Origin of the sequence: Aliicoccus persicus, assembly GCF_900110815.1 — a bacterium.
GTDB lineage: Bacteria > Bacillota > Bacilli > Staphylococcales > Salinicoccaceae > Aliicoccus > Aliicoccus persicus.
In genome coordinates, this window is record NZ_FOIT01000001.1 from 361,986 (window position 1) to 379,598 (window position 17,613).

At 36.3% G+C, this 17,613-nt stretch carries 19 protein-coding genes; all 19 read right to left on the minus strand.

Annotated elements, in window-relative coordinates:
• Positions 1–376 precede the first annotated feature (376 nt).
• A complete protein-coding gene (locus tag BMW30_RS01670; protein ID WP_091473290.1) occupies positions 377–637 on the minus strand; it encodes a YpoC family protein in 261 nt (86 codons plus the stop codon).
• The gene (gene nth / locus BMW30_RS01675; RefSeq protein ID WP_091473292.1) at positions 634–1,281 is read right to left on the minus strand and encodes an endonuclease III; all 648 of its coding nucleotides are present in this window, start codon (positions 1,279–1,281) and stop codon (positions 634–636) included. The genes BMW30_RS01670 and nth overlap by 4 nt, the downstream gene beginning before the upstream one ends.
• On the minus strand, positions 1,274–1,882 hold the full coding sequence (locus BMW30_RS01680; RefSeq protein ID WP_091473294.1) for a DnaD domain protein: 609 nt from the start codon (positions 1,880–1,882) through the stop codon (positions 1,274–1,276). Before BMW30_RS01680 ends, nth begins: the two co-directional genes overlap by 8 nt.
• Positions 1,883–1,922: 40 nt before the next feature.
• A complete protein-coding gene (gene asnS, locus BMW30_RS01685) occupies positions 1,923–3,212 on the minus strand; it encodes an asparagine--tRNA ligase (protein ID WP_091473296.1) in 1,290 nt (429 codons plus the stop codon).
• Complete coding sequence (locus BMW30_RS01690) at positions 3,196–4,401, minus strand: pyridoxal phosphate-dependent aminotransferase (RefSeq protein WP_091473298.1); 1,206 nt, start codon at positions 4,399–4,401, stop codon at positions 3,196–3,198. The genes asnS and BMW30_RS01690 overlap by 17 nt, the downstream gene beginning before the upstream one ends.
• Before the next feature lie 31 nt (positions 4,402–4,432).
• A complete protein-coding gene (locus BMW30_RS01695; RefSeq protein ID WP_091473300.1) occupies positions 4,433–6,937 on the minus strand; it encodes a helicase C-terminal domain-containing protein in 2,505 nt (834 codons plus the stop codon).
• A 9-nt stretch (positions 6,938–6,946) separates the two neighbouring features.
• Positions 6,947–7,906 carry a biotin--[acetyl-CoA-carboxylase] ligase gene (locus BMW30_RS01700; protein WP_180366173.1) on the minus strand — a complete coding sequence of 320 codons (960 nt, stop codon included), beginning with the start codon at positions 7,904–7,906 and terminating at the stop codon, positions 6,947–6,949.
• Positions 7,893–9,041, minus strand: a complete 1,149-nt coding sequence (locus tag BMW30_RS01705; RefSeq protein WP_091473303.1) for a CCA tRNA nucleotidyltransferase — start codon at positions 9,039–9,041, stop codon at positions 7,893–7,895. Before BMW30_RS01705 ends, BMW30_RS01700 begins: the two co-directional genes overlap by 14 nt.
• 1 nt (position 9,042) lies before the next feature.
• Positions 9,043–10,173, minus strand: a complete 1,131-nt coding sequence (gene bshA, locus BMW30_RS01710; RefSeq protein WP_091473304.1) for an N-acetyl-alpha-D-glucosaminyl L-malate synthase BshA — start codon at positions 10,171–10,173, stop codon at positions 9,043–9,045.
• Between the two features lie 117 nt (positions 10,174–10,290).
• Positions 10,291–10,998, minus strand: a complete 708-nt coding sequence (locus BMW30_RS01715; protein ID WP_281242130.1) for a zinc metallopeptidase — start codon at positions 10,996–10,998, stop codon at positions 10,291–10,293.
• Between the two features lie 60 nt (positions 10,999–11,058).
• Positions 11,059–11,670 carry a DUF1405 domain-containing protein gene (locus BMW30_RS01720; protein WP_091473307.1) on the minus strand — a complete coding sequence of 204 codons (612 nt, stop codon included), beginning with the start codon at positions 11,668–11,670 and terminating at the stop codon, positions 11,059–11,061.
• A 51-nt stretch (positions 11,671–11,721) separates the two neighbouring features.
• Positions 11,722–12,492: a menaquinol-cytochrome c reductase cytochrome b/c subunit gene (locus BMW30_RS01725; protein WP_091473309.1), complete on the minus strand. Its 771-nt coding sequence runs from the start codon at positions 12,490–12,492 to the stop codon at positions 11,722–11,724.
• A 24-nt stretch (positions 12,493–12,516) separates the two neighbouring features.
• A complete protein-coding gene (qcrB, locus tag BMW30_RS01730; protein ID WP_091473311.1) occupies positions 12,517–13,191 on the minus strand; it encodes a menaquinol-cytochrome c reductase cytochrome b subunit in 675 nt (224 codons plus the stop codon).
• Positions 13,192–13,203: 12 nt separating this feature from the next.
• Positions 13,204–13,707: a Rieske (2Fe-2S) protein gene (locus tag BMW30_RS01735; protein ID WP_091473314.1), complete on the minus strand. Its 504-nt coding sequence runs from the start codon at positions 13,705–13,707 to the stop codon at positions 13,204–13,206.
• Positions 13,708–13,842: 135 nt separating this feature from the next.
• Complete coding sequence (locus BMW30_RS01740; RefSeq protein WP_091473315.1) at positions 13,843–14,268, minus strand: DUF2487 family protein; 426 nt, start codon at positions 14,266–14,268, stop codon at positions 13,843–13,845.
• A 1-nt stretch (position 14,269) separates the two neighbouring features.
• Positions 14,270–14,740: a YpiB family protein gene (locus BMW30_RS01745; RefSeq protein WP_091473317.1), complete on the minus strand. Its 471-nt coding sequence runs from the start codon at positions 14,738–14,740 to the stop codon at positions 14,270–14,272.
• Positions 14,727–15,989, minus strand: a complete 1,263-nt coding sequence (locus BMW30_RS01750; protein ID WP_091473319.1) for a tetratricopeptide repeat protein — start codon at positions 15,987–15,989, stop codon at positions 14,727–14,729. The genes BMW30_RS01745 and BMW30_RS01750 overlap by 14 nt, the downstream gene beginning before the upstream one ends.
• A gap of 2 nt (positions 15,990–15,991) precedes the next feature.
• Positions 15,992–17,053: a 3-dehydroquinate synthase gene (aroB, locus tag BMW30_RS01755; RefSeq protein WP_180366174.1), complete on the minus strand. Its 1,062-nt coding sequence runs from the start codon at positions 17,051–17,053 to the stop codon at positions 15,992–15,994.
• Positions 17,054–17,115: 62 nt separating this feature from the next.
• Entirely contained in the window at positions 17,116–17,562 is a 447-nt protein-coding gene (gene ndk / locus BMW30_RS01760) for a nucleoside-diphosphate kinase (RefSeq protein WP_091473323.1), read from the minus strand.
• Positions 17,563–17,613 lie beyond the last annotated feature (51 nt).

Below are 17,613 nucleotides of genomic sequence, written 5' to 3' on the forward strand. Positions count from 1 at the left end.
GTGTCAGTGAGCAAGTTTCATTGGAACGCAAACTAATCTGCGTGTCTGTGAGCAAGTTTCATTGGCACGCAAACTAATCTGCGTGTCTGTGAGCAACTCTCATTGGAACGCAAACTAATCTGCGTGTCTGTGAGCAACTCTCATTGGAACACAAATCAATCTGCGTGTCTGTGAGCGAGTCTCATTGGAACGCAAATCAATCTGCCTGTCCGTGAGCAACTCTCATTGGAACGCAAATCAATCTGCGTGTCAGTGAGTAAGTCTCATAGGAACGTAAATCCATTTGCAAGCCAGTGAGCACATCTCATAGTCCGTCAAATCAATTTGCTCGCCTAAGAGCGAGTCTCATTGGCAAGACAAACAGAAACTTAGATTCCTACGCCTGCTTAACCTTCCACACGGCATACTTTTTTATAAATTCATCGATTAATTCTCTTAATTGAACACGTGCGTGATACCGTGTAGGCTGTGCTTTTATGTACTCGACGCGTTCATCATAATTTATCGGAATAACAGATGAATCACTTTCCTCAATCAATTGATCCATTATCATAATGTATTTATCTGCATCAACCGTTGAATCTTCGAGCAAGTGATCCCATGATTGATTCAAAATATCAAGAAACTCTTCATTCATCGTGCTTTCATTCGCTTCTTACCTTCACGACATTCTTGCAATAACGGACAATCTGCACATTTAGGTGCGCGTGCCGTACAATGATATCTACCGAAGAATATTAATTGATGGTGCGTTTTACTCCACATTGAATCTGGAATTTTTCGCATCAAAGTCTTTTCTACTTCTAGAACCGAATCTTTATAGCGCGCGATACCCAGTCGTTTCGCAACGCGTTCTACATGTGTATCTACTGCGATTCTAGGTACATCAAACGCGACGGACAACACCACGTTTGCGGTCTTGCGCCCGACGCCTGCAAGTCCAACTAAATCATCGTAATTTCCCGGCACCTCACCATTAAATTTGTCGATAAGGTCTCGGCACAAGCTCTGAATATTTTTTGCTTTATTGCGATAAAGACCAATCGAACGTATATCATTTTGCAGTTCTTCTAGTGATACATCCAAATAATCTTGTGGTGTTTTATATTTTTTGAATAAATCTTTTGTAACACGATTCACCATATTGTCTGTGCATTGCGCAGACATCAGCACGGCTATCGTTAATTCAAATGGGTTATCGTGGGTCAGTTCACACTCTGCATCTGGAAACATTTCGTCGATTACAGACAACATTTCTAGTGTTTTTTTATTGCTAATCATTTATGTTATCGCCTTTCAGCCATTCCATCATCGGCAATTCATCCGATTTAGATTGGTCTCTAGTCTTGGTATTTTGTAACACGCGTTCAACGTATTGCAACGATGTGATTTGGTTCGTGTAGGCAAGATCCACAGCTTCTTTAATTGCTGCCGGATCTTTTCCATCCTGCTCCAACCAACTTTTTAAACGCTGGTATTCCGCGCCACTTAACGTACGACCGTAGAGCTGTTCGATATAACTAAATAATTCACCAAGCTCATTTTTATTTTCTTCACCTGTAGCGGTCAACAGATTATATAGTCTGTCGTATAATCCACTAATATCAATGACCTCTGTGTAGTTACCATCCTGACGAACTGTGGACATTTCAATCAGTTGCTTATCGATTAACTTTTGAATAATTGAAAGAATTTGTGGATGTTTTAATGTCGTACGCTCTTCCAAATGTGCAACATCGAGTTGGTAATAATTATCTTGCGATAAATCGATTAATTTTAATAGTAGGACAAGACTTTCTTCATCGATACCGAGCCGTTTATATTCATCAAACAATATTTTATTGATCTGTATATTGATATGTTCAATCAGTTTCTTTTCCATGTGTCTCTCCTTAATAAAAAATCGCCTTGCGGCGATTTAATTATGGATACAAGCGATTTAATAAACGTGGGAACGGTGCAGTTTCTCTGACATGCTTCACACCGGATAACCATGCAACTGTTCGTTCTAATCCTAGTCCAAATCCTGAGTGTGGTACAGAACCATATTTTCTTAAATCTAAGAACCATTGATATGCATCTAAGTCTAAGTTATGTGCTTCAATACGTTCTTTTAACGTATCATAGTCACTAATTCTTTCACTACCACCGATGATCTCACCATAGCCTTCTGGTGCAATTAAATCTGCACAGAGTACTGTTCGTGGATCTTCTGGATTTTCAGGCATATAGAATGATTTAATTTCTTTCGGATAGTTCGTAATAAACACAGGCAACTCAAAATGGTTCGCAATTTCTGTTTCATGCGGTGCTCCAAAATCGTCACCCCACTCGATATCTGTGTACCCTTTTTCTTTTAGTAACTCAATAGCGTCTGTATACGTGATGCGTGGGAACGGTGTTTTTATTTTTTCTAAAACTGAAACATCTCTATCTAGGATTTCTAAATCTAATTTACAATGTTCAAGTACGTTTTGTACAAGGTATGTAACGTACTCTTCTTGAACTTTTAAGCTGTCCTCATGATCATAGAATGCCATTTCAGGCTCGATCATCCAAAACTCAATTAAGTGACGACGTGTTTTAGACTTTTCTGCTCTGAATGTTGGACCGAAAGTAAACACTTTACCATGCGCCATTGCAGCAGCTTCTGCATAGAGCTGACCACTTTGAGATAGATAAGCATCCTCATCAAAGTATTTCGTATGGAACAATTCTGTCGTGCCTTCTGGTGAAGAACTCGTTAAGATTGGTGGATCAATTTTCTTAAATCCATTGTCATAGAAAAAGTCATAAGTACTTTTAATGATTTGGTTACGAATGTTCATCACAGCAAATTGTCTTTTAGAACGCAACCATAGATGACGGTTGTCGAGTAAAAATTCTGGACCATGTTCTTTTGGTGTAATTGGATAGTTTTCAGCTCTTTGAATGACTTCAATCGCAGTAACTTCCATTTCGTAGCCAAATGATGAACGATCATCTTCTTTAATTAAACCTGTCACATACATCGATGATTCTTGTGTTAAATCTTTTGCTACTTCAAATAATGCTTCGTCATTAGCTTTTACAACGACACCTTGAATGAATCCTGTGCCATCTCTAAGTTGTAAAAACTGTATGTTGTTGTTTCCTCTTTTTTGTAATAACCAGCAACCGATTGTTACTGTTTCTCCTAAATGTTTTGGCGATTGGTTAATTGTCGTTTTCATGCGATACTCCTTCTAATTTTGTCTCTACAAATGATTTAATTCTTTTCATTCCCTCAGTGAACTTTTCTTCACTTGTTGCATAGCTCATGCGGATGTTATCTGGTGCAGAAAAACTACTTCCAGCAACAACTGCAACATGCACTTCTTCTAGTATAGCATCGCACATTGCATCTACAGAATCAAACCCGCAGCGTGTTGCACATTCTTTAAAATTCGGGAAGAAATAAAATGCCCCTTCTGGTTTAACACATTCTACATATGGAATCTCTTTTATTAATTTATAGCCAGATTCACGGCGTTTATTGAACAATTGTCTATTTCTCTCTAAATAGTCTTCACCGAGTTCTAAAGCAGTGACAGAACCAAATTGAATCGGTGTTGGCACGTTCGATGTTGAATGCGATACAATGTCCGTCATATGTTTGATCACTTGTGCATCAGCACACGCATAGCCAATACGTAAGCCGGTCATAGCATGTGACTTGCTCAGCCCATTGATTACAATTGTTTTTGCTTTCATTGCAGGAGAACTTTCTGCAATAGAATGATGGGTCTGACCATATGTCAATTTTTCATAAATTTCATCCGACACAACCCAAATGTCTTTATCTTCTAAATAGCTTGCAAGCGCATCAATTTCTTCTTTTGAATAAACGCTCCCTGTCGGGTTACTTGGTGAATTTAGAATAATCGCACGTGTTTTATCTGTGACGACACGCTCAAGTTCTTCGACAGTCACTTTAAATGCATTGGATTCTTTCGTATGAAGTAAAACAGGCGTACCTTGAGCTAACTTCACATGCTCTGGATAACTCACCCAGAATGGCGCTGGAATAATAACTTCATCACCTTCATTAATAATCGATTGAAACGCATTGTACAGTACATGCTTTGCACCAACACCAATAAATATCTCATTTAAGTCATAATCAAGCCCGTGATCATTTTTCATCTTTCTTTGGACACTCTTTTTTAATTCTTTGACACCACTGCCCGCTGAGTATCTATTTTTACCATCCAACATTGCTTGATGAATCGACTCTATAATTTCAGGCGGTGTATTAAAGTCAGGCTCACCGACTGTTAAATTGACGACATCATGTCCTTCTAAAATTAAGGCTGCTGCTTTTGCACTACTCGCCATCGTTTGGCTCGGTGTAATATTTTTTACACGATCTGAAAACTGCATGACTATCGCTCCTCATTGTTTAATAATCTAATTATAAATCAGTCAATGTATTCTTGAAAGTTTCAATTGAGCTGTGGATGATATTTTCTGCTGGAAAATACTTTAAAAAAGCATTTTTGTAATTGCTAAACAATATCCGTTTATCAAATACAATGATAATGCCACGTTTAGAATTTCCACGATTCATTCGCCCGATAATCTGTCTAAATTGAAACACAGCTCTCGGTAATTCTTCATCCATAAACGATGAACTTTTATCGTAAAATCTGAATGGTAACTTTTGCATCATAATTACTTTTTCACCATCGAGTTCAAAATCTACACCTTCAGTAAAGCCACTCGTAACTAATAGTATTGAATGCTTCATCTGTTTAAAGGATCCGAGAAGTTTTGTCGCTGAGACGTGCTTTGTCTGTTTTAAAATTGCATAGTCTTCAAGTTCAGATAATGATTCTAAATAAAACACTGCTTTTTCAATCGCTTCATAGCTCGTCATAAAAACAACCAGTTTCTTATTCGTTTCAGAAACATAAAGTGCAACATATTCAACGAGTTTTTCTATATATTCATCTGTCGATTCAAGTTTTGGCATATCGTTTGGAACAAACAATTTTGTTTCTTTAAACATGGATTCATCTGTTAAAATCCTCGTCTCATACGTGCGATTTCTAAATATTGATTCGATATGCTTAAACTTATTATTGATTTCTAGCGTACCCGACAATAACACCATTGAAGTTACTTGCTGGAATAATTCTTCGTAATCAAGTCCATGATGATTTAAGAGCGAAATTTTAACTTGTTGCAAGTGATTGCGTTTAGATATATGAATATGATTATCCATTATCCCTTCAATCAATCGATCGATAAGCATCTGATAATGCGACACATGATTAAACAAAATATCTGAGTCAGGTTTATCCTTAATCGTAGCTAAAAAACGCGTTAACAATGGTTGCGATAGATTGATATGTTTAACAGCAGCGTCCAGTTGATCATTATTGATGGCATCAAAAATGTCATGTAAATGTATTGAAAGTTGTTCAATAATGTCTTCTAACAAATAGTACGAAACATCTTCTGTGCCTTCATATAAGTGATACAACAGTTTTTCATCAGATAAAGCCCCGACTTGATTGAGCATAAACTTCATCGATGAAAATGTTAACTTTGTCTTATGTTTTTCAATGAGTGCATCAACTAATTGATGTGCTTCATCAATAATTAAATGATGTATATTTGGAAACATCACTAAAACATCTGCCATATAGTAATGATTTGTAATGATAAGTCCATGGTTTTTAACAGCAGTAAACATTCGTTTGAAGTGGTATTTATCTAATTCTGGTTTATGTATTGTTGCAAGATCGTAATACACTTTCTCTGTCGCTTTTAAGTTTAAATCATCCATGTCTCCTGTTTGAGATTCAGCGAGCCAAATGATTAACTTCATCTTGAGCGTCGCATAATCATTATTCTCTGAATGCTGCTCTATTAAATATTGAACAGCATTTAAGTTTATGTAATTCGACTTGCCTTTTAAACTGATAAATGGGATATACATACCCAGCGCATCCAACACATGCCTAAACGCATTTTCAAACAACTCATTTTGTAATATTTTTCGAGATGTACTCAGCAATACCGGTCGTTTTGTTTCTGCATGGAAAACAACAGCCGCAATTAAATAGGCACTTGTCTTTCCTGCACCAGTATATGCTTCGATTGCAATATTTTCGTCATTGATGAGCTTTTCATATACATCTTTGATGATATCGAACTGGATTTCTCGGTATTCTAACTGATGATGTGCTAAATATTTTTCATATGCTGATTTTATGTCCGTCTTATATATATTGACTGTTTCATGCTCCAGTTGTTTTAAGTACAGTTGACCCACCTGATCAAACTTCGAAGTATCGTTCGTTTGATTCGTTTCATAGATGCTGAACAATAATCGATCAAAATCAAATCTCAGCTGTCGACTCTCATGATAGAGTTGAAACAAAATATCTTTTGGTAAAACAGATAACTTCTGTATGATCTTCAGTAATAGCTGCGCAGTAGCGTGCGCATCATCATCTGCACGATGCGCGTTTTTAAGAGGAATACCTAATTCATTTGCAACATTGTTGAGTTGGTGTTTATCAATTTTAGGATAAACGATTTGACTCATCTCTACAGTATCTAACGTCCACTTCGGCTTGAAATCTAGCCCCTCTTTCGCAAATGCGTCTTTTAAGAAAGTCACATCGAAGTGTATATTGTGCGCTACGATGACGCAATCACTCAATTTATTAAACAAGTCATGCGCGATATCTTTAAATTTTGGCTGTCCGATTAGATCTGCCATCGTAATGCGAGTTAACTCTTCAACAAATAAAGGAATTTTATCTGCATCAGAAAGAAAATGTGTCGATGTATCCACAATAGCATTATCTTTAACAAAGACGACACTGATTTGTAAGATATGATCTGTTATTCTATTGTTTCCAGTCGTTTCTAAATCGATTACTGCGAATGTTTTATGTAGCATGTCATTCTCCTAATTGAGTTCGATATCGGCACTGATTACCTTTCTAATCGTACCATCGCTATCCAGCACATCTAAAAATCCATTCTCATCGATGGATAGTGCTTTTGCTCGATATGACTCATTATATGAATTTATCGTCAGTTCTCTTTCAAAGATATTTGCATGTTCAATCCATTCATCTAGTATCTCATTAAATCGATTATTTTTGAAATCGACATACGCTTCTTTCAACGAACGAATCAGTTCATTAAAAAAATCTTCAATATTTATTTCAGATTCTCCTGCACCTTCAAGAGATACTGCAGTTTGGACATCTTTAAGATGCTCTGAGTCAAATAGATTGATACCGATACCACAGATAATTGAATCGATGAGATTGGATTCAGAAATAATCTCAGTTAAAAACCCACACAGTTTTTTTTCGCCGACGTAAATGTCATTTGGCCATTTTATTCTTGCTTCTACATTGGTCACTCTACTGACTGCACGTTGTATAGCAAGAGAAATATGATAGTTAAACTTTCCTATTTCAGTTAAGGGAAGCTGAGGTTTAAAGACAATCGACATATACAGACCTGATTGTTTTGGAGACACCCAAGAACGATTAAAGCGACCTCTACCCTTTTGTTGTTCACTCGCAACGACAATGAAAGTATCATCAAGTTCACGCAGTTTTTGCATCGCATACGTCTGTGTGGAATCCACTGTTTCTAAATAAAACACATGATCTACAAACTGATGTTTCTTCACGATACTCTCTATTAAAGTACCATCGATCTTATTTGGTGTTTGCACAAGTTGATAGCCTTTATTCGTCACTGCTTTAATTTCATAACCATTTTTTCTTAACGATTCAATCGCTTTCCATACACTCGTACGAGATATATTCAAATCTTTAGCAATTTGTCCTCCCGAGATATAGCTTTCTTTTTCTAATGCATTTAGAACATCTTGTTTAATCTTTGACATGTTGTGACACCCATTCATTTAACTGTTCAGTTGTGTTTTCAAGTTGATCGGTAACGACTAAATAGACTATTTTCTGTAATGTTTCTTTTAACCATGGACCTGGACCTCTATTCGTAATAGCCATAATATCTCGCCCATTAATTGCTAAATCTTTGATACTCTTTATCGGTAAATCATCAGAGATACTGATGGCGAATTCCAGATTTGTTGTATCTGTAGAAAGTATCACTTGGTTTTCGTTAATTAATTTCAAACTGCGTTCAAGTAGTGATTTTTCAAAATCATAGCTTAGAATGCGTGCATCTTTATATGATTGATGATGCATTAATATTTTTAAAATCAACTTTATTTCATTAATCTCATCATTTGATATACGTAATTCAGTCAATCTTTCAACATCAACATGTTCAAAATATATTTGAGTCGCAATTTCTTCAGGAAAGTTATTCGTCTTAAAATTGAGATATAGTTCTTGATTAAACTGTTTAAAGACAGGCATGAAATTAAATAAAGATGAGTCGATAATTTGTTGTTTATTTTGATTGATATGATTCGATTCATACATCTTCTTAATTTCAGACATAATGCGTTCAATTGAAACATGTTGTATCGATGATGCATGTTGTATGATTGCTTCAAATGTTGAATGATGAATTTGAAACTTCAACTGTGTGCTAAACCGTAGTGCACGTAACATGCGGAGAGCATCTTCTTCAAAGCGTTCTTTGGCAAAACCGACAGTTTTAATCAATTGATTTTTAATATCTGCTTGTCCTTCATATGGATCATATACGACAAGTTCCTCGTTCATCGCAATCGCATTCATCGTGAAATCACGGTGTTTTAAATCATCATCTAATCGATCTGAATACTCGGATTCTGAACGATACGTCGTGACTTCAATCGGTTCGCCATTCATTACGACGATGATTGTTCCATGTTCCTTGCCAACATCAATGGTTTTTTTAAACAACTGCTCAATCACATCTGGCGTTGCATTCGTCGTAATATCAACATCTTTAATTTTTCGCTTTAACAAATAGTCTCTAACACAACCACCGACAAAATAACCTTCATAATTATTTCGATTCAGTACTTGTATTACAATTTTTCCATTATCAAACACTTGTGTCATTTTAATCACCCAATAGCTGTTTATACATTACTTCATACTGATCAATAATCTTAGTAGAATTAAAGCGTTCCCCCACATCACGTAGTGCAGCATGTTTTAAATGATCTCTTAGCGCATTATCTCTAGATAGCTTTACCATATATTCACTTGCTTTTTTATAATCGTGAACATCAACGATAAATCCCGTTTCTTCATGTTTGATGACTTCAGGAATACCACCTGCATTTGACCCAATGGGTACGAGACCACAGTTCATCGCTTCTAACAGTGATAACCCAAAACTTTCTTTTTCGCTGAGTAACATAAAGATATCACTCATTAAGTAATACATGCCAATGTGCGGCTGTTGACCGACAAACAATACTTTATGTCTAATTTCTAATTCAGTTGCTAAAGCTTTCATTTTTGAAGATAAAGGACCATCACCAGCAAGCACTAATATCATATCTACTTGTTCAGAAGCGAGCTTAAATGCACGTAAAATATCATCGATGCGTTTTATTTCTCTAAAATTACTCGCATGAATGACCACGGTTGTGCCCTCATCGATATGGTATCTTTGACGCATCTCTTTTCTGATGCTTGCATCTAAATAATTAAACTTTTCTTCATCAATGAAGTTAAAAATCGTTTGAATATCTACCTCTGGATTAATTAATTCATAAGTATCACGCTTTAAGCTATCAGATACTGATGTTGTAACATCAGACTCTTCAATACCGAACTTTATTGCTGATTTTAAAGAGAGGTCTTGCCCAAGTATCGTAATATCCGTTCCATGTAATGTCGTCACTATTTTTATATCTCTTTTTGCAATTTGTTTTGCTAATATGCCGCATATCGCATGTGGCACTGCATAATGCATGTGAATGACATCTAACTCATATTCGTCAATGACATTCGCTATTTTGTTCGCTAACGTAATATCGTAAGGTGGATATTTAAATACATTATATGATGTCACATCAATGCGATGTGTATATATATTATGAGATGCATCATTTAACCGATATGGTGTTTCTGATGCAATAAAATGAATTTCATGATCACGTTTTGCTAGCTGTAGTCCTAGTTCAGTCGCAACAATACCGCTACCACCAATACTTGGATAACATGTTATACCAATTTTCATCATGTAGCCTCCTCTATTCTTCATCTTATATATTATCAATAATCATGCTTATTTCATAAAACAAAAGCACAAATAAAAAAAGCTAGGACATATGTCCTAGCAAAAACTTCTTATAAATTAATTTTGTGAACGTGCAATTAATATTAATCGAACAAGTTCTGCGATCGCGACTGCAGTCGCAGCAACGTATGTCATGGCTGCTGCATTTAACACCTTCTTCGAATGTCTGTATTCTTTTTCGTTCACTAAGTTTAACGATTGAATTTGCTTCATTGCTCGACTTGAAGCATCGAATTCAACAGGTAATGTAACGACTTGGAATAATACAGCAAATGCGAACAATCCGATACCTGCCCATAATACATAAACACCAAAGTCTCCACCTGTTTGCATCATACCTGTAATAATAATACCAGCAAGTACAAGTAGCATACCAAAGTTACTACCGATATTCGCAAGTGGAAAAAGTGCAGAACGGAAGTTTAAGAAAGCATAGCCAGTTGCATGTTGAATTGCGTGCCCGACTTCGTGTGCTGCAACTGCTGTACCAGCAACAGTCGGTTTATCGTAGTTGTCAGGTGATAAGCGAATAACCTTCGCACGTGGATCATAGTGATCACTTAAAAACCCACGGCCACGTTCTACCTGAACATCATATATCCCATTCTCTTCTAGAATGATACGCGCAACTTCTGCGCCGGTCTTACCACTCGTTGATCTTACTTTAGAATACTTGTTAAACGTAGATTTTACGTTAAATTGTGCAAACATTGGAATGATGAAAATGATCGCAAAATAAATTATATACTGAAATAAACCTTCCACTTAAACGTCTCCTTTTGTCTTCTATCTTACTTATAATTTTACTGATTACATTTTTTATAGTCAATTAGAATGATTGTTTAAACGATTATTATTGAGATTTTCCTTATTTCTAGTAACGATTGTCATCAATAATACTAGGACAATAATTGTTAGCCAAAATGCAAAGTAACCAATATGTTCAAAATAATGTTGTAAATTACCATAAACAGGATACTGTCTGTAAACATAATCAATGACGTCATTATGGAATAGCCAAAAAGCTGTAACGTAAATATGCCATGTTTTCACTTCAAAGTGTGGTAAAAATAAAAATGCTTGTATTGCCATGATGCCGTGCGAAGCAATCAACATCAAACCGATATTTGTTACCGTGCCAATTTCAATAAACGTAATAAAATTCATGACCACTGCCCATACGCCATATTTAATCAACGTTGTAAATGCAAGTGCATCAATCAAGCCAGATTTTTTATTTAACAACAACAGTAAGATTGAAATACATAAAAATAGTGTTGCAGTCGGACTGTCTGGCACAAACGGGATAAAGTACCATTCTGTCTGTGACAGCTGTCCTCGATACCAATAATAACCATATACTGTACCAATAAAGTTGCCAATAAGGAGTAATATTAAAAATATTCGATTGAACATTAGCTTGTAGAAGAAGTTCATGTGTCACCTCAAAAGAAAGGAGTCCTTTTAAGAAGGACTCCATGTTGTTTATTATTCAGCTGCAGTTAATTCTAAGTTAGCAATGAATTCTGAAATTGCTTGAATTTCTTCTTCAGTTAATGTGTCCTCGAAAGCAGGCATGTTCTCTGAACCGTTTGTAACGAATGCAGAAACATGTTCGACTGACATTTCTTTTTCAATTAACTCAGGTCCTGAACCACCTGTTAATTCACCACCGTGACAACTTGTACAGTTTGTACGAACTAACTCCTGGAATACTGGATCATCTGCATCTAAGTTAGAGAAGACAATTTGACCTTGCTGATTTTGTTGCTCCCAATCGTGATATGCAACCGACTCCCATGTTGTATAGAAGATAAGTCCGACTGCTAAGATCATCATGCTTGAAGCGATTGGTCGCTTTAACCAATGTCTTTCTTTATTTGTATCTAACCATGGTGCAAGTAAAAGCGCACTAAATGCAATACCTGGCATTATTACTGCACCAATGACGTTAAATGGTCCTGATGCATATGTGTATTTTAAGATTTGATAAAGGAATAGGAAATACCAGTCAGGTAATGGCACATATCCAGTATCTGTTGGGTCAGCCATTCGTTCTAGCGGCGCAGGGTGTGCAACCGTTAAACAAAGGAAACCGATTAAAAACACAGCACCTGTCATCCATTCTTTAAGAAGGAAGTCAGGCCAGAATTCTTCGGTACGACCAGGGAATTCTGAATAATCACGACTTAATCTCGGCTTATCATACTTTTGTATACGTGAGTCGCCGACGAAAGTCAAACCTTTTCCACGTTTCATATAAGTCTACCTCCAAATTATCTCTTATAGTGGTCCTGAAATACCTTGCTTACGAATCATAATAAAGTGCAATGCGAGCAAGATGAATAATGCTGCTGGCAAGAAGAACACATGAATTGCAAAGAATCGTGTTAATGTCTGTGCACCGATAATCGTTGCATCACCAGCTAATAACGTTTTAATCCATTCACCAACAAACGGTACTGATTCAGCGATATCTAAACCAACACGCGTTGCGAATAAAGCTTTCATATCCCAAGGTAATAAGTACCCAGTAAATGCGAGACCTAAAATAACTGCAAATAGTAGTACACCGACTACCCAGTTAAGTTCCCTTGGCGCCTTATATGCTCCTGTGAAGAATACACGAAGTGTATGTAAGAACATCATTACAACTGTTAAACTTGCACCCCAATGGTGCATACCTCTAACAATCATACCTGCAGCTACATCATTTTGAAGGTAGTAAACAGAATGCCATGCATTTACAATATCAGGTACATAGTACATCGTTAAAAACATACCCGATAAGATTTGAATCACTACAAGAAAGAATGTAAGTCCACCAAAACAATAGACGAATGCTGAGAAGTGGTACCCAGGGTTCACGTGCTCTGGCACTTCGTGATCCGCGATGTCTCGCCATATCGGATTGATATCAATACGGTCATCTATCCAATCATAAATTTTATTGAACAATGGTATACCCTCCTATCCTACTAATTTATTTGCGCCAAGTGCACCTAGTGCTAAGTATCCATCACTATCAGCTACTTCGAACTGATCTAACGGACCACGCGGTGGTGTACCCGGAACATTATTTCCATCTTTTGTATAATATCCATTATGGCATGGACAGAAGAACATGTCTGGATTTGAAGTGTCTCCACCCCAAGTTACTGTACAGCCTAAATGTTTACAAACTGGTGAGAATGCGATGATATTGTCACCATCTCTATAAACCCAAGCAAAGTCTGAGACTTCACTTTCATACCATCCATCTTTTTGTTCAAATGTAAAGTCAACCTTTACTGGTTCATCTGTTATTTCATCCATTCTAATACTCGTTTGAATGAAATCTCCATCTGCACCGGCTGCAAATAATGGGTCGATTGCAAAGCGTGCCATTGGTAATGTAATACCTGCAACCATAAATGATCCTGTTCCCATCAATGCATAATTTAAAAATTGACGACGTGTCACTCGTTGTGTCATCCGTGCTTCCCTCCTCGTAGAGCAATATACATATTATATACTAAGACATATCAATTTTATCTTATTAAATATAGACGGTCAATATACTATCATCAAATAAAAACAAACAATCTCAAAATATAGACACATTTTACACTACTTATTCCAAATCTGGATAATTGCCTTCATAACAGTCTTCACTTCATCGTTAACCATTTCCATTTTCATATCTTGTGACATGCTTTCAATTGGAATTTGATTAAAGTGTAAGACTTCACCTTCGATCTTATATGACTTGTCACATAAGAAGACAATATTTTTAAACCCATAGTTCTGTAACTGCTCTCGATAATTGTTTGCCGCCGTTAGATCATCATTCACAATTGAAATGCTCGGCGTGATAAACAAGCGTCCTCTGAATTGACGCTCGAGTTGCATCGTGATCATCTGAATCAACTCAATATTGTTCGCATGAATTTTCGCATCACCATTCATGTCGATTTTTTGAAGTGGAATAATAGCAGTATCAATATACTCAAACTCGTCCTTTAATATCGACAAATCTGAAGGATTATAAAACATTTTACCTACTCTTTTCTTCTAGTAATTTTAACTCCATAGTCAATGCATGGAATCGCTCTTGATCTTGAATATCTAGCGCATCGTCAATTTGCCGTAATAAATCTTCTCGCGTTACGATATCCAGTCTTTTTCGCTCTCTGTGCATCATTTCTAAATATTTGTCATCATCGTATTCAAAATTAAACTCAAGTAAGAACAATTCGTCTAGATTAAAACGGAGTTCATGAAATATTGTTTCTCCGTCCGATATGACTAACGGTCCTTTGTTTAAAATAAGCGATGGCCGACCTGTTTCTTTAGTAGAAATTCTAAGTGATTTTTTAATGCCAGATGTTTCAACAAAGCGGACACTTTGAATAAGTGTTGGATGGGATTTGATGAAGTTAATTACCCATACTGCAACGCGGTCTTTAAATTCATAATGATGCAAAACGTAGTTGAGAAAATCTCTTCTGACTTTAATCCCTCTCAAGCGCCAACCTCTCCTTTTCGTGTACCCATTCAATATTATCAGGCTCTAATAATATTAACTGATTAAGTACACTATAACTTTCTTTTGAAGCAATTTCTAACAGAAAGTAATAATAATCTGTCATAAACAGAACAGAATGTGACAGGTGTTCATAAGCACGTTCATAAAGTCTCTCAGCATCATCATAAGATTCATTTTCTGCAGCTACTTTTGCTAACAAATATATGTTTTCTGCCACGAGTTCATCGGTATCAATATATTCCTCAAACTGATCTAACTGTTCAGTGCGACCAGATAGAAGTAAGATTTCCAATATTCTCGTAATCGATTCCTGATATGAACCATCGATTTGTATACTTCTAGAGAGTGTTTCTATTGCTTCAGAAACTTCGTCTATTTTGAAATGAAGTGTGCCGAGCTTTGAATACATCATCGCATTTTGATCATCTTGTACGAGATAACTTTTAATGACATTGATCGCTGACTCTATTTCATTCTCTTTTTCATGAATATCAGCAAGATTGATATAGGCCTGCATCATATGCGGTTCATTGTTAATGACGCGAGTAAACAGTGTTTTGGCCATTTCATATTGCTCATTCAATGATGCGGCAAGCGCCTTGTCATGTAAGTCTTCGTTCTGAAAATGTTCTTCTTCAACTAAATCATAGTGTTCAAGTGCTTTCTCATGATTCATTTGAAGCAGATAAAGTTTAGCTAGTCTAAGATGAATATAAACGCCATTAACTTCTGTTTCTTTTTCTAACACTTTTGTATATGCCTCTTCAGCATCCACAATATTCCCCTCATAGTTATGAAGTTCAGCGATGGCAAAATCTATGATGACATCATCACCGAGCTTACGTGCCTCATGAAGTAAATTAAAACTGATATCCGGCATATTCAGCTGTTGGAAAATCTCTGCTTTGATCATTAGCGTCACGACTGTTTTTGGTGCACTGTTAATCAAACTCAGCGCATCGTCTAGTCTATTATCCGTAATATAGATATCCGTTAAAAACGCGACAATATCATCATCATGTTCGCCATTTTCATGTAAGTATTCAAAAATCTTTTCAGCATCATAAATATGACCGAACGACATCAGCGCATCACCCAGCTGAAACAGCTCGACGAAGTCAGATTCTGACGTATATTGTGTCAGGGCATCAGTTATATTAGAAACATGTGTTTCATCTACGATTTGCTTTTCATTGATCTCGTCAATCAGTTTTGTTATTTCTGACATACTCATACATCCTTAATTAACATTTCATTAAATGTCGTATAGTACTTTTTCACTTCTTCAATCGAAAGGTCTTTAACATAGCATTCTCCGTAATTAGAGAGAAGTACGAAAGAAATTAAATTTTCTGTTGTATTCTTTTTATCTTTAAGTAAGTATTTTAAAAGATCTTCAAAGGCTGTATCTTCAATTTTTGAAAAATCAAGACCGATGGATTGAAAATAAGTTGCGTATCTACTCACATCGAAAATATCTTTCTGATTTAACTGATTAGAAACATAAAGCGCATACAACATCCCAAACATCACTGCGTGTCCATGAAATAGCTTATTATTCAATTCTAGAGCATGACCGAGTGTGTGTCCTAGATTTAAGTAACGTCTCTCATTCGATTCATGTTCATCTTTGTTCACAAACCGTAATTTCGTTTTTATACCCATTTCGATACTCTCAGATAATCGATCTATATCAATCGCCTTATTGTGCAGTGTCATCAGCCTGTCTGCTTCCTCTTCACTGTTTAACATCGCATGTTTAAAAACTTCTGCATAACCACTCAACAGTTCATCATCTGGCAATGTATTAAAAAATAGCGTATCCATAATGACGCACTGTGGTCGGTAAAAACTACCGATTAAATTTTTACCACTCGGTACATTGATTGCCGTCTTACCACCGACAGCAGAATCATGTGCGAGAACTGTCGTCGGCACGTGAATATAATCCACACCGCGCAAAATTGTCGCAGCAATAAAACCAGCTAAGTCCCCTGTTGCTCCGCCGCCAATTGCAACGATGAGACTATTTCTTTTAATGCCACGCTCAATCAATTCTTCGATTGTCCTTGCGTAGCTCTCTACCGTCTTACATGACTCACCCGGTGAAAGTAATATTGGTGCATCAATCGATGACAGTAATATGTCTTGATGTAATTGATAGACATGAGAATCAACAAGATAAAAAACTGACGAATAGCGAGCTGTGTATTCTGTTAAATATTTATTCAATGCGTTATCTTCAACATAAATATTATAATTATCTGTTTTATAATCCGTTGAGATTTTCAATGCTACCACCTCTAAACAATTTATAATTAAAAAAAGCTGAGCAATAGACTCAGCTGTTTATTTTAGTACACCCAGTTTGAATTATTTGAATCGTATTCAACAAGCTCTGATTCATCAAAGAATAATCCGATTTCGCGTTCTGCACTTTCTGGTGAATCTGAACCGTGAATAATATTCTTCGCGACTGACATACCGAAGTCACCGCGAATTGTTCCTGGATCAGCTTCACTTGGGTTCGTCGCACCAACAACTGTACGTGCAACTTTAATTGCGTTCTCACCTTCTAATACCATTGCAAAAACTGGACCAGAAGTAATGAAATCAACAAGTTCCCCGAAGAATGGTCTTTCGCTGTGCTCACCGTAATGTGTTTTTGCAAGGTCTTCAGATACAACCATTAACTTTGCACCAACAATTTTAAATCCTTTGTTTTCTAATCGAGATACAATTGTACCGATTAAATTTCTTTGAACACCATCAGGCTTAATCATTAAAAAAGTCTTTTCCATTTTCCAAACTCCCTTTTTATATGTTGCTATTATCAGTTTACCATGATTATT

Bases quoted from the DNA above. Each gene is read 5' to 3' on its own strand.
- BMW30_RS01750 (WP_091473319.1), bottom strand. From the start codon at position 15,989: ATGTCAGAAATAACAAAACTGATTGACGAGATCAATGAAAAGCAAATC.
- BMW30_RS01705 (WP_091473303.1), bottom strand. From the start codon at position 9,041: ATGACACAAGTGTTTGATAATGGAAAAATTGTAATACAAGTACTGAAT.
- ndk (WP_091473323.1), bottom strand. From the start codon at position 17,562: ATGGAAAAGACTTTTTTAATGATTAAGCCTGATGGTGTTCAAAGAAAT.
- BMW30_RS01735 (WP_091473314.1), bottom strand. From the start codon at position 13,707: ATGACACAACGAGTGACACGTCGTCAATTTTTAAATTATGCATTGATG.
- BMW30_RS01725 (WP_091473309.1), bottom strand. From the start codon at position 12,492: ATGAAACGTGGAAAAGGTTTGACTTTCGTCGGCGACTCACGTATACAA.
- bshA (WP_091473304.1), bottom strand. From the start codon at position 10,173: ATGAAAATTGGTATAACATGTTATCCAAGTATTGGTGGTAGCGGTATT.
- nth (WP_091473292.1), bottom strand. From the start codon at position 1,281: ATGATTAGCAATAAAAAAACACTAGAAATGTTGTCTGTAATCGACGAA.
- BMW30_RS01690 (WP_091473298.1), bottom strand. From the start codon at position 4,401: ATGCAGTTTTCAGATCGTGTAAAAAATATTACACCGAGCCAAACGATG.
- BMW30_RS01720 (WP_091473307.1), bottom strand. From the start codon at position 11,670: ATGAACTTCTTCTACAAGCTAATGTTCAATCGAATATTTTTAATATTA.
- asnS (WP_091473296.1), bottom strand. From the start codon at position 3,212: ATGAAAACGACAATTAACCAATCGCCAAAACATTTAGGAGAAACAGTA.
- BMW30_RS01670 (WP_091473290.1), bottom strand. From the start codon at position 637: ATGAATGAAGAGTTTCTTGATATTTTGAATCAATCATGGGATCACTTG.
- BMW30_RS01700 (WP_180366173.1), bottom strand. From the start codon at position 7,906: ATGTCAAAGATTAAACAAGATGTTCTAAATGCATTAGAAAAAGAAAGC.
- BMW30_RS01695 (WP_091473300.1), bottom strand. From the start codon at position 6,937: ATGCTACATAAAACATTCGCAGTAATCGATTTAGAAACGACTGGAAAC.
- BMW30_RS01680 (WP_091473294.1), bottom strand. From the start codon at position 1,882: ATGGAAAAGAAACTGATTGAACATATCAATATACAGATCAATAAAATA.
- BMW30_RS01740 (WP_091473315.1), bottom strand. From the start codon at position 14,268: ATGTTTTATAATCCTTCAGATTTGTCGATATTAAAGGACGAGTTTGAG.